The organism is Crossiella sp. CA-258035 (assembly GCF_030064675.1).
Taxonomy (GTDB): Bacteria; Actinomycetota; Actinomycetes; order Mycobacteriales; family Pseudonocardiaceae; genus Crossiella.
In genome coordinates, this window is record NZ_CP116413.1 from 7,097,501 (window position 1) to 7,114,355 (window position 16,855).

Annotated in this window: 12 protein-coding genes (1 of these 12 only partly in view); 7 read left to right on the plus strand and 5 right to left on the minus strand. The window is 72.4% G+C overall.

The window, feature by feature from the left end:
• The 3 genes from N8J89_RS31840 to N8J89_RS31850 form a co-directional block, all read left to right on the plus strand.
• Positions 1–1,466 carry the 3' portion of an FAD/NAD(P)-binding protein gene (locus N8J89_RS31840; protein WP_283660688.1) on the plus strand. Its footprint begins 508 nt before the window's first position, so only the last 1,466 of its 1,974 coding nucleotides appear in the window; its start codon lies off the left edge, out of view; the stop codon is at positions 1,464–1,466.
• A 120-nt stretch (positions 1,467–1,586) separates the two neighbouring features.
• A complete protein-coding gene (locus tag N8J89_RS31845; protein WP_283660689.1) occupies positions 1,587–3,527 on the plus strand; it encodes an ABC1 kinase family protein in 1,941 nt (646 codons plus the stop codon).
• 78 nt (positions 3,528–3,605) lie between these two features.
• Positions 3,606–4,568: a phosphatase PAP2 family protein gene (locus N8J89_RS31850; protein WP_283660690.1), complete on the plus strand. Its 963-nt coding sequence runs from the start codon at positions 3,606–3,608 to the stop codon at positions 4,566–4,568.
• A gap of 170 nt (positions 4,569–4,738) precedes the next feature.
• Here N8J89_RS31850 and N8J89_RS42030 read toward each other — a convergent pair whose 3' ends face one another.
• Positions 4,739–7,264 carry a serine/threonine protein kinase gene (locus N8J89_RS42030; RefSeq protein WP_502868353.1) on the minus strand — a complete coding sequence of 842 codons (2,526 nt, stop codon included), beginning with the start codon at positions 7,262–7,264 and terminating at the stop codon, positions 4,739–4,741.
• Positions 7,265–7,371: 107 nt separating this feature from the next.
• Positions 7,372–8,772 (minus strand): M20/M25/M40 family metallo-hydrolase, encoded by a 1,401-nt coding sequence (locus tag N8J89_RS31860; RefSeq protein WP_283660691.1) that lies wholly within the window; start codon positions 8,770–8,772, stop codon positions 7,372–7,374.
• Positions 8,773–8,865: 93 nt separating this feature from the next.
• Between N8J89_RS31860 and N8J89_RS31865 the strand changes: the two genes are divergently transcribed.
• A complete protein-coding gene (locus tag N8J89_RS31865) occupies positions 8,866–9,876 on the plus strand; it encodes an LLM class flavin-dependent oxidoreductase (protein WP_283660692.1) in 1,011 nt (336 codons plus the stop codon).
• Positions 9,877–10,034: 158 nt separating this feature from the next.
• Here N8J89_RS31865 and N8J89_RS31870 read toward each other — a convergent pair whose 3' ends face one another.
• Together N8J89_RS31870 and N8J89_RS31875 are read right to left on the minus strand one after the other, a co-directional pair.
• Positions 10,035–10,523 (minus strand): heme-degrading domain-containing protein, encoded by a 489-nt coding sequence (locus tag N8J89_RS31870; protein WP_283660693.1) that lies wholly within the window; start codon positions 10,521–10,523, stop codon positions 10,035–10,037.
• On the minus strand, positions 10,520–11,584 hold the full coding sequence (locus N8J89_RS31875; protein WP_283660694.1) for a Gfo/Idh/MocA family protein: 1,065 nt from the start codon (positions 11,582–11,584) through the stop codon (positions 10,520–10,522). Before N8J89_RS31875 ends, N8J89_RS31870 begins: the two co-directional genes overlap by 4 nt.
• 55 nt (positions 11,585–11,639) lie before the next feature.
• Between N8J89_RS31875 and N8J89_RS31880 the strand changes: the two genes are divergently transcribed.
• A complete protein-coding gene (locus tag N8J89_RS31880; RefSeq protein ID WP_283660695.1) occupies positions 11,640–12,884 on the plus strand; it encodes an ROK family protein in 1,245 nt (414 codons plus the stop codon).
• 1 nt (position 12,885) lies between these two features.
• On the opposite strand, the gene lspA is transcribed toward N8J89_RS31880, so the two are convergent.
• Positions 12,886–13,416, minus strand: coding sequence for a signal peptidase II (gene lspA / locus N8J89_RS31885; protein ID WP_283660696.1), 531 nt, complete (start codon positions 13,414–13,416; stop codon positions 12,886–12,888).
• A 144-nt stretch (positions 13,417–13,560) separates the two neighbouring features.
• On the opposite strand from lspA, the gene N8J89_RS31890 reads away from it, so the two are divergent.
• Both N8J89_RS31890 and N8J89_RS31895 read left to right on the plus strand, forming a co-directional pair.
• Positions 13,561–14,805, plus strand: coding sequence for a bifunctional glycosyltransferase family 2/GtrA family protein (locus N8J89_RS31890; RefSeq protein ID WP_502868510.1), 1,245 nt, complete (start codon positions 13,561–13,563; stop codon positions 14,803–14,805).
• Positions 14,802–16,829, plus strand: coding sequence for an ArnT family glycosyltransferase (locus N8J89_RS31895; RefSeq protein ID WP_283660698.1), 2,028 nt, complete (start codon positions 14,802–14,804; stop codon positions 16,827–16,829). The genes N8J89_RS31890 and N8J89_RS31895 overlap by 4 nt, the downstream gene beginning before the upstream one ends.
• The last annotated feature ends 26 nt before the right edge of the window (positions 16,830–16,855 follow it).

Here is a 16,855-nt window from a genome sequence, read left to right on the forward strand (position 1 = left end):
CCGACCGGGCGGCACCGTTGCCGGCGGACGCGGTGGTGCTGGCGCTCGGGCACCTGGACGCCCAGCCCGACGCCGAGCAGCGGCGGCTGGCCGCCTTCGCCGCCGAGCACGGATTGTCCTACCTGCCGCCGGAGTACTCGGCCGACGCCGACCTGTCCGAGATCGCGGCCGGCGAGACCGTGGTCATGCGCGGGTTCGGGCAGGCGTTCATCGACCTGATGGTGTTGCTGACCGAGGGCCGCGGCGGACGGTTCGAGACCACTCCGGACGGTCTGCGCTACCTGCCTTCGAGGCGGGAGCCGGTGCTGTACGTCGGATCCAGGCGCGGAGTTCCCCACCACGCGAAGACCACCTATCGGTTGCAGGGCGCGGCGCCGGACCTGCCCAGGTTCTTCGACGCGGACGCGGTGGACCGGCTGCTGGCACAGCCGGGACGGCTGGAGTTCCGCCGGGACGTGTGGCCCGCGATCGCCAAGGAGATCGGCTGGGGCTACTACCGCGAGCTGTTCACCGGCCACCCGGACAAGGTCACGATGGACTGGGACGAGTTCGCCGGGAGCTTCGCCGAGCTGGAGTTCCTCGGGCAACGGATGCGGGACCTGGTGGCGCGGGCGGTGCCGGCGAGCGCGGACCGGCTCGACCTGGCCAGGCTGGACCGGCCGTTGCACGGGATGAGCTTCGACCGGTTCGCTGACCTCGGCGGATATTTGCGGGACTACATCGAGCAGGACCTGGCGCGGCGGTCGGACCCAGCGTTCTCCGCGGACCTGGGGGCGTTCCTGGCGCTGCTGTCGGTGTACGGGCAGCTGCCGCGGCTGCTGGCGAGCGGGCGGTTGTCAGCGCGGTCGCAGGTCGAGGAGTTCGACGGGTGGTGGGCCGGGTTCTTCGGCTTCTACGCCAGTGGTCCGCCGGGTGACCGGTTGGCGCAGCTACTGGCCTTGGCCGAGGCCGGGATCGTACGGTTCCTCGGGCCGGACATGTGGGTGCGGGCGGATGCCGGGCGCGGGCGGTTCGTGGCCGGCAGCGCCGTGGTGGCCGAGGAGCTGGTGGCGACCGGGCTGATCGAGGCGCGGCTGCCCAGGGCGAACGCCAGGGGCAGTGCGGATGAGCTGCTGCGGCGCCTGGTCCTGGCCGGGGACGGCGCCGAGGAGGTGCTGGCCGAGGGAGCGTTCGGGCACAACACCGGGCTGCTGCTGGTTCGCGGGGACGACGCCCGGGTGCTGGACCGGGACGGGCGGGCGCACCCGCGCCGGTTCGCGCTCGGCGCGCACACCAGCGGCCGGTCGGTGGCCGCGTTCGCCCGGCCGCGGACCAACGCGCCCTCGTTCCGGCGCAACGACAAGGTGGCCAGGGAGCTGCTGCGGTTCCTGGCGAGCGTGCCTGAGCCGGCCGGACTGGTGCCGATTCCGCGCGCAGCAGAACTCGGTAGCCGGTTTGATGATCTTGTGCCGCGGCGTCACTGCTGATCAGCGTTTCGCTACTCCGTTGAGCTGACGCTCCGCAGTCAATTTCATCGCTGACCTGGGTGAACGCATCGCGCCAAGTTGGTCGGACGCCCTCGGAAATCTCGGTAGCGTCCGGAGGCGATGGACGACAACTGGCTCGTGAACCTCGTACTCGCTCCGGCGACCTACCTGGTGGTCCTGACCGTCTTCGTGATCGTGCTGCGAAGGCTGCTGGGCTTCCGGGTCGGCCTGGTGCGCGCGGTCATCGCCGCGGTCATCGGGCTGCTCCTGATACCGCCGCTGGCCAGGGTGATGTTCCAGGCCGACAGCGCGGGCTCGCTGGTCACCGTCTGGATCGGCCTGGCCGTGCTGGTGCCGATGGTGCTGCTCGTGCTGGCCGAGGTGCTGGTGCCGCCCGGTTCCGTGCCGGGTCCGGTGGAGTGGCTGCGCGGACTGCGGCGCCGGTTCGGGCGGGCGCGGCGGTACTCGCAGATCAGCCGGATCGCGTTCCGGCACGGGCTCAGCCCCTACTTGCGCGGCAGCCGGAAGTCGGCGACGCAGGGGCAGTCCAAGCTGGCCAGGTCGCTGTGGCTGGCACTGGAGGACGGCGGCGTCACGTTCGTCAAGTTCGGCCAGGTGCTCTCCACCCGGCGGGACATCCTGCCGGAGGAGTTCGTCACCGAGCTGAGCCGGTTGCAGCACCAGGTGGCTCCGGCGCCGTATGCCGAGGTCGAGCTGGTGCTGCGGGCGGAGCTGGGCGGCGCACCGGAGGAGGTGTTCGCCGAGTTCGACCGGGAACCGCTGGCCGCGGCCTCGATCGCGCAGGTGCACCGGGCCACGCTGCGCACCGGTGAGCAGGTCGTGGTGAAGGTCCAGCGGCCCGGCATCCGGCCGGTGGTCGAGCGTGACCTGGACATCGTGGACCGGCTGGCCCGGACCCTGGAGGTGCGGACCCGCTGGGGCCGGGCGCTGGGTGTGGTGGAGCTGGCGAAGGGGTTCGCCGACGCGCTGCGCGAGGAGCTCGACTTCCGGATCGAGGCGCGCAACATGGCCGCGGTCGAGGCCGCCGCCGCGGTGCGTGGCGGTGATCCGGGGATCAGGCTGCCCGTGTTGCACGAGCAGCTGTGCACCCAGCGGGTGCTGGTGATGGAACGCCTCGACGGGGTGCCGCTCAGTGGGCGGTTACCCGACGGCGCGGACCGGCCGGAGCTGGCACGCGCGTTGCTGCGGTGCCTGCTGCAGCAGGTAATGGTGGACGGCGTCTTCCACGCCGATCCGCATCCGGGCAACATCCTCGCGCTGACCGACGGGCGGCTCGGGCTGCTGGACTTCGGGTCGGTCGGCCGGCTCGACGGTCAGTTGCGGGGCGCGGTGCAGAACCTGTTGCTGGCCATCGACCGTGGTGATCCAGCGGCGATGAGCGATGCCCTGCTGGAAGTGGTGAGCAGGCCGGACGAGATCGACGAGTCCGCGCTGGAGCGGGCTGTCGGGCAGTTCATGGCGCGGCACCTGGGTCCGGGCATGCGGCCGGACGTGGAGATGTTCACCGACCTGTTCCGGCTTGTCGCCGCCTACCAGCTGACGGTGCCGCCGGAGGTGGCCGCGGTGTTCCGCGCGCTGGCCACGATGGAGGGCACGCTGGCCGCGCTGGCGCCTGGCTTCAACATCGTGGCGGAAGCGCGGTCCTTCGCCGGGGACAAGGTGAGCGCGGCGCTGCACCCGTCCTCGCTGAAGGAGGCGGCGAGTCAGGAGCTGCTGGCGCTGATCCCGGTGTTGCGCAGGCTGCCGCGGCGGTTGGAGCGGATCACCGGCGCGCTGGAACGCGGCAGGCTCGGGGTGAACGTGCGGTTGTTCGCCGACGAGCGGGACCGGCGCGTGCTGCGCGGGTTCCTGAACCAGGTGCTGCTGACCGTGTTAACCGCGACCACCGGTGTGATGGCGGTGCTGTTGCTGGGCACCACCGCCGGTCCGATGGTGGCTGACGGGATCAGCCTGCTGCACGTGTTCGGTTACAACCTGCTGGTGATCAGCTCGGTGATCGCGTTGCGGGTGCTGTACCTGGTGTTCCGGCGAGAGACGTGAAGGAGGTTCGGCTGGTCTGTGACAGAACCATGACATGCCACGGGCATGGCTGATACATCGCGGATGGACGGTGTAGGCATGCGTCCCTCCTCGACCGGTTCCTTCGTGGCCTGGCGGATCGCACTGTCCGCGCCGCTGTTCCTGCTCGCCTTCGTCGTCAGCTACATCTCCTTCGTGCGCACGCCCGAGGGGCAGCGCTGGGAGAACGAGGTGCTGGCGGCCGGTGGCCGCGGGCCGGGGTTGCTGCTCAGGGACGAGGACTCCGGGCTGCTGGAGCTGATGAACGATCGTCCGCTGCTGATCGGCGCGGTGGTCGGCGTGATCCTGGTGGCGCTGGTCGGGCGGCGCTGGTGGGCAGGGCTGGCCGCGCTGGTGGCGACCGGGCTCACCGTGGCCTGCTCGCAGGTGTTGAAGCTGTCGCTGCTGGAGCGGCCCAGGCTGGGCGCCGGGCGGTTCCTGCCCTCGCACAACAGCTTCCCCAGCGGTCACGTCAGCCTGGCCATGGCCTTGGTGCTGGCGCTGCTGGTGGTGCTGCCCAGCAGGCTGCGGGTGCTGGCGGCGGTGCCGGGCGCGCTGTGGGTGGCGACGGTGTCGACCGCGACCATGGAGGCGGGCTGGCACCGGCTGAGCGACACGCTGGGCGGCGGTCTGCTGGCGGCGACGGTGTGCTGCCTGCTGGTGGGTGTGCTGCTGGCGGTGGGACAAGCTCGTCGGGTGGCGCGGCGGCCGAGCCCGATCGGGTTGACGCTGGGCTGGCTCGCGGCGGTGGCCGCGGTCGGCTGGTTCGTGCTGCGGTACACCGGCGCGGACGCCACTTCGACGGACATCGCGATGGCGGCGGCGCAGTCGGCCAGTGTGCTGATCGTGCTGGCGGTCACGGCGCTGCTCCGGTCGGTCGAGCTGCTGGCGCCCGCGGCGGCGACCGAGGGTGTGGCGGCACCGCCTGCGGTGGCACCGCCGCTGCCTGGACCGTTGCCGGGCCAGCGGCGGGTGGCGAGCGCCGAGGAGCTGAACTACTACCGGCAGCACCTGGTGCCTTGACGAGCAGCTCCCAACTCGGCCAGCGGCAGCAGGGGTGAGTGGTCGCTGGCCGGAGAAGAAGTGGGAGTACTGGGCAGGTAGCGAGATGAGCGAGGCTTGGGCCTCGGCCAGGGCGCACAGGCGAAGGCCCCACATCCGGAGTTCGGGTGTGGGGCCTTCGCTTGTGCGGGCTAGGGCTTGTACTTGGGGGGCGGAGTGGTGGGGTCGGGGGTGCGGGGCATGACGGTGGTGGAGACCGGGCCGTCCATGACCGCGCCGTGGCGCATCAGCCAGGCCGAGACCTCGGTCTTCACCACGGCCAGGGTGGGGCGGCGGCGCGGGTCGGGGTCCAGGGCGGCGGCCAGCAGGTGGCGGTGGGCGCTCTGCTGCGGGATGTGGGTGCAGGGGGTGCCCTTGGCCGCGGCCATCAGCGCCGAGACCGGGGTTTCGAAGACGCCTCGGGGTGGGTGGGCGGCCAGGGCGTAGCTGACCGTGGCGGCCAACTGCCACGCATCGGCGGCTGGGGAGGCGGAGGCGCCCGCGGCGACCTCGGGGGCGATGAAGTCGGGGGTGCCCATCATCATGCCGGTGGCGGTCAGGGTGCTGTCGCCCTTGGAGCGGGCGATGCCGAAGTCGATGAGGTGGGCGGTGCCGCCCTCGTCGAGGACCACGTTCGCGGGCTTGACGTCGCGGTGCAGCACGCCCTGGTCGTGTGCGTCGGCCAGTGCGCCGGCCATGGTGGCCCACAGGCGGGCGGCGGAGACGTCGTCGATGACTCCTCCGTTGTGCACGGCGTCGGCGAGGGTGCCGCCTTCGATGTACTCCATGACGATGGCCAGGCCGTCGGGTTCCTCGACCACGTCGTAGACCCGGACGCAGTTCGGGTGCCGGACGGCGGCCAGGGCGCGGGCCTCGCGGAGCATGCGCTGCTCGGTCTCGGCGTCGGGGGCGTGTGCCAGCTTCACCGCGACGGTGCGGCCGAGGCTGGTGTCCATGGCGAGCCAGACCTGGCCGAAGCCGCCGGCACCCAGCTTGCGCAACCTGCGGAACCGGCCGCCTGCGGGGTGCCAGACGCCGCCTCGGGGCAGCACCGGGGTGGTGCGGGTGCCGCCAGAGGCCATCCGGCCCGCGCCTGCGACCGCACCCGCGCCCGCGGCGGCGGCACCGGCGGCGCCCGCGCCTGCGAGGAAGGCGGGCATGGGGCCTGGGGTGTTGGCCAGGGCGCCGACTGGGGCTTGGAGGGTCGGGGGCTTGCCGCTCATGACTGCGGGTGGGCGGCCGGAGGCGCCGGGCGGGGGTTGCTGGCCCGCGGACGGCAGTTGCTGGCCCGCGGACGGCGGCTGTTGGCCTGCGGACAGCGGCTGTTGGCCTGCGGAAAGGGGGTGCTGGCCCGCGGACAGCGGTTGCTGGCCTGCGGCGGAGGGGGACTGCTGGCCCGCGGCCGGGTGCGGGGGCTGGCCGACGAAGGCCGTGGGCGGTTCCTGGCCCGCGCTGGCGGCTCGCGAGGCTTGGCCGCGGACGACCGTGGGCGGCTCGTGGCCGGCGACGGCGGTCGGCGGGGCGTGGCCGCGGACCACGGTGGGGGGTTCCTGGCCGCGGACGACCGTCGGCGGCTCCTGGCTCCGGACCACCGTGGGTGGCTCCTGGCCGCGGATCACCGTGGGCGGCTCCTGGGCGGGGCGGCCTGCGCCGGGCGGGGGTTGCGGTGCGTTGCGCGCGGACTGGGGCGGGGGTGCGGACTGGGCGGAGTTGGCGTGGCCGGAGTTCGCGTGGGCCGCGTGCATCGGGGCTGGGGCGACCTTGGTCGCCGTGGATGGTTTTGCGGGGAGGGGTTCGGCCAGGCGGACTGCCGGGTCGATGCGGGTGGGGTTCGGTGGCGCTGTGGTGGGTTTGCGCGGGAGTTGGTTGCTGGCTGGGCGGACCGGCTCGGCCAGGGGTTTCGGCTTGGGGGGCGGCAGGGGCTGGCGGGGTTCCAACTGGCGTTTCTCCGCGGGTTCGGGGTCGCGTTCGGAGCGGACGATGACCGAGCGGCGGGGTGAGCCGATCAGCATGACCGCGAAGATGCCCGCGATCGAGGTGGGCAGGAAGCCGAGCCACAGGTGGCCGAGGATGCTGGCGCTCAGCGGCACGGTCAGGATGGCCAGCAGGACGTACGGCAGCCGGAAGAACAGCCAGGCAGGCCACTTCGGGCCGCGGCGGAAGGCCAGCAGGCTCTGGAAGATCACCGCCAGCAGGATGAGCACCGGCAGCACGCCGATCAGGAAGATGTAGCCGATGGAGCCCAGCCAGCTGGTGGCGCCACCGGGGTTGAACAGGGCGTCCGCGGCTTCCGGGGCGTTGGCCAGGTACTGGCCCTGGGTGCCCAGGAAGCAGAAGTCCCGGCCCATGGACTCGCCCGCGCCGGTCAGGCCGCCGACCTGCACTCCCCTGGCGGCCGCGGTGATGATCCGGTCGGTGGCGGTGAAGGCCAGCCAGGGCAGGACCAGGGTGCCTGCCAGGCCGAAGGCGGCGATCGGGATGGTGGTCGCCGGGGTGTACCGGTTGCCGATGCCGTGCCGCAGCAGGGCGACGCAGATCGCGCCCAGTGGTGGCAGCAGGCCGAAGACCACACCGGCGGCGGTGACGGTCCAGGCCCAGTCGCCTGGGCAGACCGCGAAGCCGAACAGGCGGTGCAGCGTCGACAACAGCGAGCCGACCAGATGGACGACCGCGTCCACGAACCCCTCCAGACCCACTTCACCGGATGCTGACGACATCCACCCTATTAGTCCTTACATCGGGTGTACGTGCCCGCACGCTCCGCAAGTGGGTTTTCCGGGCCCGCTCAACGCACTGGCAACGGAAAAGCCACTGGACTGTGACGTCCGGCGCGATCAACCGCCCGTACTCCAAAGAACACGTTGTCCTTCGACCGCTTGACCGTCGCCCGGGTGACATCGCCTACCGGGACGACATGGGTCCACCAGGTGTCCGTGGTCTCCCGCCAGAGGACCTCGTACCCGGCCAGGTCCGCCTCCGGGCCCCGCTGCCAGACCAGCTCGGTGTCGTTGGTCAGCGCCTGGGTGAGGATGCCGACGCCGGTGGGGGTGCCGGGGGCCTGCGCGAGGGACCACAGGGTGGCCAGGTTGACCTTGGCGACGCGGGCGATGTAGTCGAAGTCGCAGAACTCGGGCAGGTCGCCGTACTGCTTGCCGTCCTGCACCCGGACGTCCTGGTGCTGGTGCGCGAAGTCCTCGTTCGGCTCGGTGAACCGGGCCGCCGGGAAGCCCAGCTCCAGGAACGGGATGTGGTCGCCGCCGCGCAGGTAGCGGTCCCGCCGGTGGATCACCCGGACGTTCATGCCGGTCACGTCCTCGCCCGCGACCTCGCGGACGTACCTGGCCAGCTGGCGGGTGGCCGAGTCGTTCTCGCCGCCGACCGAGCGGCGGACGTTGGCCTGCTCCGGGGTTTCCGAGGTGGGCACGCCCTCGGCGAACAGGCGCACCGTGCGCGGGTCCTTGCTGCCGTCGTCGGCGGTGCTGCTGCCCACGATGTCGTTGGTGAACATGCCCTGCACGTCCGCGCCGGCCGCCTTGAGCTGCCTGGCCAGGTGGCGGGAGCCGTGCAGGCCCTGCTCCTCCCCCGCGACCGCGGCGAAGACCACGGTGGCCTCGATCGGGCGCTTGGCCATGATCCGGGCCAGTTCCAGCACCACTGCCACGCCCGAGGCGTCGTCGTCGGCACCGGGCGCGTCGCTGACCGCGTCCATCACGTCCGAGGCGCGCGAGTCGTAGTGGCCCGCGACCACGTAGGTGCGTTTGGTGGTCGTGCTCCCGCGCAGGGTGGCGAGCACGTTGGTGATCTTGGTGGGCACCGGGATGCGCGGGTCCGGCTGCTGGATGTAGGACTGGAGCTCGACGGTCAGCCTGCCGCCGGAGGCCGCGGCGTAGCGGCTGAGCTCGGCGAAGAGCCAGTCCCGGGCCGCGCCGATGCCGCGTTTCGGGTCGTCCTGGCTGGAGAGGGTGTGCCGGGTGCCGAAGGCGGCCAGGGTGCGCACCGTCGCCTCGATCCGCTTCGGGTCGATCTCGCGCAGCAGGGCGCGCAGCTCGCGGCCCGCCGGCCGCCCGGCCGGGGCGGCGGCTTCGGCGGCGGCCTGCGCGGCGCCGGCCGGGAAGATCAGCGGGGCCGCCGCGGTGGTCAGGGCGGCCGTCAGGAAGGTGCGTCGGCTGGGCGACTCAGGGGCCATGTGCCCTGTCTAGACAGTCGGCGCAGGGTGGTAAAGCCGCCAAAGGAACCGATTACCGGGAAGCAGCCGGGCTATCCGCGCGTTGCACCGGACATGCCGCTGTCTCGTTCCGTTCCGCTGTCCGTGCTCGACCTGGCCATCATCACCAACGGCTCCACCGCGACCACCGCGCTGCGGGAGACCCTGGACCTGGCCGCGCAGACGGAGAGACTGGGCTACCACCGGTTCTGGCTGGCCGAGCACCACAACATGCCCGGCGTGGCCAGCAGCGCTCCCGCGGTGCTGATCGGCCAGGTGGCCGCGGTCACCTCGACCATGCGGGTCGGCTCCGGCGGGGTGATGCTGCCCAACCACCCGCCGCTGGTGGTGGCCGAGCAGTTCGGCATGCTGGAGGCGCTCTACCCCGGCCGGATCGACCTGGGCCTGGGCCGCGCGCCGGGCACCGACCCGCGCACCGCGCAGGCGCTGCGCCGCTCCGCCTCGCCGCTGTCGGCCGACGACTTCCCCGAGCAGCTCGGCGAGCTGGTGCGCTACTTCGACGAGCCCGTGCCGGGCCAGCCCGAGCCGCCGGTGCGCGCGGTGCCGGCCGCGGGCAACCGGCCGCCGGTGTGGCTGCTGGGCTCCAGCGGGTACAGCGCGCGGCTGGCCGGGATGCTGGGGCTGCCGTTCGCCTTCGCGCACCACTTCAGCGCGGAGAACACGTTGCCCGCGCTGGCGCTCTACCGGGACAACTTCCGGCCCTCCGCCGAGCTGGACCGCCCCTACGCCATGGTCTGCGCCTCGGTGATCGCCGCGGACAGCGACGAGCACGCGCGCTGGCTGGCCGGTCCGGGTGGACTGTCCTTCCTGCGGCTGCGCGGCGGCAGGCCGGGGCTGTTCCCGACCGCGCAGGAGGCCGCTGACTACCCGTACTCGGCGCTGGAACGGGAGTTCGTGGAGGCCAGGTTCGCCAGCCAGATCATCGGCGGGCCGGAGACGGTGGCGGCCGGGCTGGAGAAGCTGCTGACCGAGACGATGGCCGACGAGCTGATGGTGACCTCGATGGTGCCCGGTCACGCGGAGCGACTGCGCTCCTTCGAACTGGTCGCCAAGATCGCGGCATAAAAGAGAGCCCCGAGGCCGCTGGGGGTCCGGCCTCGGGGCTCTGAGGTCTCATTATCTTGGTGGTAGAACCACCATCGCGCTGAGACTCGTCAACTATAGCTCGTCCGGCGAAGAGCGGTACATCCTCCAATCGAACGGATGGGGCCGGATTCTGCTAGTCACAAGGAGTGAGTGCGCGTGGTCTCGCGGGCGTACTCCGTGAGCTGGGCCACCACGAACCGATGGTCCTCCACCTGCGGCAGCCCGGAGACGGTGATCGAGCCCACCACGCCGACACCACGCACCGTCACCGGGAACGAGCCGCCGTGCGCGGCGTAGACGTCCGGGTCCAGCCGCATGGTCTCCTCGAAGGTGCTGCCCTTGGCCCGGCACTGCTCGCCGATGAGGAAGGAGCTGTGCCCGAACCGGGCGACCACCCTGGCCTTGCGCTCCACCCAGGCGTCGTTGTCGGCGGAGGTGCCGGGCAGCGCGGCGTGGAAGAGCCGCTGGCCGTTGCGGTGGATGGCCACCACCACCGGCAGCGCGGCCGCGCGCGCCGCCCCCACCAGGTGCGTGCCCAGTTCCCAGGCGGTGTCGTTGTCGAAGCGGTCGAACTGCAGGTCCAGCTCCTGCTCGGTGAGCTCGTCCAGGGTCCAGGGGCTGCTCATGCCGTCACCACCACGGGCTCGTTCGACTCGGCGGACCGCTTGGCCGCCTCGATGACCTCCAGCGCGGCGATCGCGCTGGCCGGTTCGACCGGCAGCGGGCCGCCCGCGCGCAGCGCCGCGACCACCGCGGCGTAGAAGTCCTGGTACGCGCCGGGCTCGGTGGGCACCGGCTCGGCCTCCGCGCCGACGCCGAGCTGTCCCCAGGCCGACTGAACTTCGGTCCCCCAACCCGGTGAACCTGGAATGCCGCCCGCGGCCATCGCGTCCTCCTGCGGATCCAGGCCGAACTTGGTGTAGCCGGCCGCGTCGCCGAGCACCCGGAAACGCGGGCCGAGCTGCGCGGACAGCGCGCTCATCCACAGGTGCGAGCGCACCCCGCCCCGGTGGGTCAGCGCGACGAAGGCGTCGTCGTCGACCTGGACACCGGCCCTGACCTGGCCCAGTTCGGCGTAGACGGAGGTCACCGGGCCGAACAGCTGGAGCGCCTGGTCGATGAGGTGCGCGCCGAGGTCGAACAGGATGCCGCCCGCTTCCTCCGCGCCGGGCAGCTCGCGCCAGTTGTCCCAGGGGGCCGGCGCCCAGCGCTCGAACCGGGACTCGAACCGGTGCACCCGGCCCAGCCGCCCGTCCTGGACGAGCTTGCGGATGGTCAGGAAATCGTTGTCCCAGCGGCGGTTCTGGAACACCGTCAGCGGCACCCCGGCCGCCCCGGCGCGCTCGGTGAGCTGCCTGGCCTGCGCGGCGCTGGGCGCGAACGGCTTGTCCACCACCACCGGCAGCCCGGCCTCGATCGCGGCCAGCGCGAGCGGCACGTGCGTGCGGTTGGGGGTGGCCACCACCACCAGGTCCAGCTCGTCCCTGGCGGCGAAGAGGTCCTCGGCGGAGCCCAGCACGCGGGTGTCCGGGTGCCGTTCGCGCAGCGCGGCCTGGCGCTCCGGGTTGGCGGTGACCACGGCGCTCAGCCGCAGACCGGGGGTGGCGGCAATGAGTGGGGCGTGGAAGACGGCGCCTGCGATGCCGTACCCGAGCACCCCGACGCGGAGATCGTCTGTGGAGACCATATCGAGATTAAAACAACACTGTTGATTAACAGCAAGATGCCATGATCTGAAACTGATGTCGGAACCGTCGACCCCGCGACCGCCTGCGAGCGGCGCCAACCTCCGCGCGCTGCGCGGCCACAACAGCACGCTCGTGCTCGACCTCATCCGCGGCACCGAGGGCCTGAGCCGGGTGGAGATCGCCCAGCGCACCGGGCTGACCGCGCAGGCGGTGTCCAAGATCGTGGGGCGGCTGATCGAGGAGGGCCTGGTCGCGGAGTCCGGTCAGGCCGCGCCGACGGTGGGCAAACCGCGCACGCTGCTGCGGCTGCTGCCCGAGGCCCGCTTCGCCCTCGGCGCGCACGTGGACCGGGACGAGCTGCGGTTCGTGCTGGTCGACCTGGCCGGCACGGTGCTGGACCGCCGCCGGGTGCCGATGCCCGCGGTGCCCACGCCGGACGTGGTGATCCCGCTGCTCGCCCAGCACGCGCTGGGCATGGTCAGCGGTGGCGCGGTGCCGCAGGGCAAGCTGCTCGGCCTCGGCATCGGCTGCCCCGGCCCGCTGGACCACCACACCGGCGTGGTGCACCAGGCCACCCACCTGCCCGGCTGGGTGGACGTGCCGCTGCGTGACCGGGTGGCCGCGATGACCGGGCTGCCGGTGATCCTGGACAAGGACACCAACACCGCGATCGTGGCCGAGGGCTGGCGCACCGAGGGGCTCTCCGAAGCCGCGCTGGTCTACATCGGCACCGGCATCGGCGCCGGGCTGGTGCTCAACGGCGTGGTGCACCGGGGCAGCCGGACCAACGCGGGCGAGTTCGGCCACACCACGCTGCAGGCCACCGGTCCGCACTGCGCGTGCGGGCGGCGCGGCTGCGTCGAGGTGCTCTGCTCGCCGGCCACCGTGCTGGCCAGGGTGCGCCGCCGTCGCGGCACCGGCGGGCCGCCCTCGCCGATAAACCCCGAGGTGCTGCCGGAGTTCCAGCAGCTGTGCGCGGACGCCGCGGCCGGCGACGGAGTGGCCAGGGCCGAGCTGACCAGGTCGGCCCGGCTGCTCGGCGGGGCGGTGGCCGACCTGGTGAACCTGCTCGACATCGACCAGGTGGTGCTGGCCGGGCGCGCGGTGGAGACCGCGCGGGAGTACTACGTGCGGGAGATCGAGCGGGCGCTGCGCACCCAGATCCGCTCGCCGGAGTGGCAGCCGGTCCGGGTCACCGTCTCCGACCTGGAGCAGGACCTGGTGGCCGCGGGCGCGGCGATGCTGCTGCTGTCCACCTTCTACGGGCGCCAGCAGCTGGGCCAGGCGCGCAGCGGGTGAGCTAGGCGCTCTGCTTGTCCTTCTCCAGGGTGCCGTCCAGGTTGACCCCGCGGAAGCTCAGCACCAGCAGCGAGACCGCGCCGAAGAACAGCGCGATGTCGGCCACGTTGCCGACGAACCACCCGTTGTAGTCGATGAAGTCGACCACGTGCCCCCTGGCGAAACCCGGTTCGCGGAAGAGCCGGTCCAGCAGGTGGGTGCTCGCGCCGCCGAGCAGCAGGCCCAGGGCCAGCGCCCAGCCGGTGGAGCGGACCCGCAGCGCGATCCACACCAGCGCGATCACCGCCACCCCGCTGAGGATGGCGAAGACCCAGGTCGACTCGGCGCCGAGGGAGAAGGCCGCGCCCGGGTTGTAGAGCAGCCGGAAGCGGATGAACTCCCCGATCACCGGGATCGGGGCCTGGCCGGTCAGCGCGTCGACCGCCCAGAACTTGGTCAGCTGGTCCAGCACCAGCAGCACCGCGGCCACCAGCAGCGTCAACAGCAGACGGCGGGGCGCGGCGGGGTTCGCTGGCGTGCTCTCGGTGCTCATCACCCGACAGCGTAAGCCGATCGACCGAACCGTGTCGCTCCCAGCTGTCTCCCAGCCCCGGTCCAGGCTGCTCGCAGATCCGGCGGCCATACCTGACACCGGTCGCGAGAACGCGGCCGTTCCGGTGGAGGGTTGGTGATCGACATGGGCGGTGCGGTGGTGACGCCCCGGGTTGAACGTCCAGGCGAGCGGGCGCGGACGGCGACCGTGGACATCGTGGTGCCGGTGTTCAACGAGGAGAAGGCGTTGCCCGGCTGCCTGCGCGTGCTGCACGACTACCTCAGCGCGCACTTCCCGTTCGACTGGACGATCACGGTGGCCGACAACGCCAGCACCGACGGCACACTCACCGTGGCCAGGCGGATCGCCGGGGCCGCGCCGAGGGTGCGGGTGCTGCGGCTGGAGGAGAAGGGGCGCGGGCTGGCGCTGCGCACCGCGTGGGGCTTCAGCGACGCCGACGTGGTGGTGTACATGGACGTCGACCTCTCCACCGGCCTGGACGCGCTGCTGCCGCTGGTCGCGCCACTGGTCAACGGGCACTCCGACCTGGCCATCGGATCGCGGCTGGCGGCGGGCTCGCGGACGGTGCGCGGGCCGCGGCGGGAGCTGATCTCGCGCGGGTACAACGCGCTGGTCCGGCTCGCGCACGGCGCGCGGTTCTCCGACGCGCAGTGCGGGTTCAAGGCCGCGCGGGCCGAGGTGATCCGGCCGCTGCTGGAGCGGGTCGCGGACAACTCCTGGTTCTTCGACACCGAGCTGTTGCTGCTGGCCGAGCACAACGGGCTGCGGGTGCACGAGGTGCCGGTGGACTGGGTGGAGGACACCGACAGCCGGGTGCGGATCGCCAGGACCGCCTGGGAGGACGTGCGCGGGCTGCTGCGGGTGGCGCGGGCCAAGGCGAGGGGCACGGCCACCGTGGACGACCTGCCGCAGCGACCCGATCCGGCCCCGACCCATCCGGACGCGGTGCTGGGCCGCAGGGACGGCGGGCTGCTGTGGCAGCTGGTGTCCTTCGGGCTGATCGGCGCACTGTCCACAGTGGCCACCGCGGCGCTGTACGCGCTGTTCCGCGGCTGGCTGGATCCATTGGCAGCCAACCTGTTCGCGCTCACCTTGACCACGATCCTGAACACCGAGGCGAACCGGCGGTTCACCTTCCTCGGCTGGACCGGCTCGAAGCGCAAGGTGCACCTGCAAGGGCTGCTGGTCTTCGCGCTGTACTACGCGCTCACTTCGGGCGCGCTGCTCGCGCTGCACGCCGCCGAGCCGGAACCCTCGCGCTGGCTGGAGGTCGCGGTGCTGCTGGGCTCCTCGGTGCTGGGCACCGCGGCCCGGTTCGTGGTGCTGCGCGGCTGGGTCTTCAAGAACCGGAAGGACAACTCGGCATGAGCCGGATTCGTTGGCGGCACTGGACATTGCTCGCGATCTGCGGGCTGGCCACGGTGCTCTACGGCTGGGCGCTGAGCCCGCAGGGCTGGGGCAACGCCTACTACTCGGCCGCGGTGAAGTCGATGTCGCAGAGCTTCACCCACTTCCTGTTCGCCAGCTTCGACCCGGTCGGCGTGGTCACGGTGGACAAGCCGCCGATGGGCCTGTGGCCGCAGGTGCTGTCGGTGTGGATCTTCGGCTACACCGGCTGGGCGGTGCTGCTGCCGCAGGTGCTGGCCGGGGTCGCGGCGGTGTTCCTGTTGCACCGCACCGTGCGCCGCTGGGCCGGGGAGCAGGTGGCGCTGCTGGCCGCGCTGGTGTTCGCGCTGACCCCGATCACGGTGGCGATCAACCGGGACAACAATCCGGACACCCTGCTGGTGCTGCTGCTGGTCGCCGCGGCCTACGCCTTCACCAGGGCGGTGGAGACGCAGGTCGCGCCGGGGCGGCGGACGCGGTGGTTGCTGCTGTCCGCGTTCCTGATCGGGTGCGGGTTCCTGACCAAGATGTTGCAGGCGTGGATCGTGCTGCCGGTGTTCGTGGCGGCCTACCTGGTCGCCGGGGTCGGCACGGTGCGGCGGCGGCTGCTGGACCTGCTCGCGGCGGCGGGAATGGTGGTGGCGTCCTCGTTCTGGTGGGTCGCGGTGGTGGACCTGTGGCCGGGCGAGAAGCCGTACATCGGCGGGTCCGCGGACGGGTCCGCGCTGGATCTGGTGTTGGGGTACAACGGTTTGGGGCGGATCTTCGGGCGCGGCGGTGGCGGCGGTGGCGGCGGGGGCATGCCGCCGCCGGGGGTGGAGGTGCCCAGCGGGGCGGTCATGATGGGCGGCGGCGCGTTCGGTGGCACAGCCGGTCCGTTGCGGATGTTCAACGAGCAGAACGGCGGGCAGATCAGCTGGCTGCTGCCGCTGTGCGCGGTGGCGCTGGTGCTGGCCGCGGCGACGGTGTTCCGGCGCGGGGTTTCCGGGCAGATGCGGGCGGGTTGGGTGCTGTGGGGTGGCTGGCTGCTGGTCACCGGGGCGGTGTTCAGCTTCGCGGCGGGGACCTTCCACCCTTACTACACCACGATGTTGGCCCCCGCGGTGGCCGCGGTGTCGGCGGCCGGGGCGCGGGAGCTGTGGCGGCGGTACCGGCGGCCAGGGTTCTGGTGGGTGCTGACGCCGGTGGCGGTGGCTGGGACGGCGGCGTGGGCATTTGTGTTGGTGTCGCGGGACATCAGCTGGCAGGGGTGGGCCCGGTGGGCGACGGTGGCGGTGGCCGGGATCGCGGTGCTGGCGCTGGCGCTGGGGCGGTTGCCCAGGATCGGGGTGGCGCGGCGGGTGGGGGCGGTCGCGGCGGTGGCCGGGTTGTTGCTGACGCCGGCGGTGTGGTCGGTGGAGAAGGCGTTCGCGGGGGCCGCCGGGGCGATGGACGGGACGAATCCGACGGCTGGGCCGGAGAGTGCCGGGCGAGGTGGGCGGGGGCCGTTGCCGCCAGGGGCTTCGGGGCCGGGCGCTGGTGGGCAGGGCGGGCAGCCGCCGAGCGGGCAGGCATCCGGCGGACAAGGGCCGGAGGGCGCACAGGGTGGCGCGGGCGGTCCTCGGCTGGTGACCGGTGGCAGGCGGTTCGGTGGGAGTGGGGCCGCGTTGTCGGCGGAGCAGAAGAAGATCCTCGCCTACACCACCGCGAATGCCCGGGGCGCGGAGATCGTGCTGGCGGTGGAGGGCGGGTCGATGGGGGCTTCGCCGTTCCTGATCAACAGCGACGTGACCGTGATCGGCATGGGCGGGTTCAGCGGCGGGGATCCGGCCCCCAGCCTGGACCAGCTGAGCCGGTGGCAGGCCGAGGGCAGGCTGGCCTTCGTGCTCACCGACGGCGCCTCCGGCATGCGGGTGCGGGGCGGCGAGACCGGGCGGAACACCTGGATCGTGCAGCACTGCAAGCTGGTCGAGCCGGGCGCCTACGGCGGGTCGGGTGAGCAGAAGCTGTACTCCTGTCTCACCTGATCGGGGCCATCCAGCAAGCTCCCAGG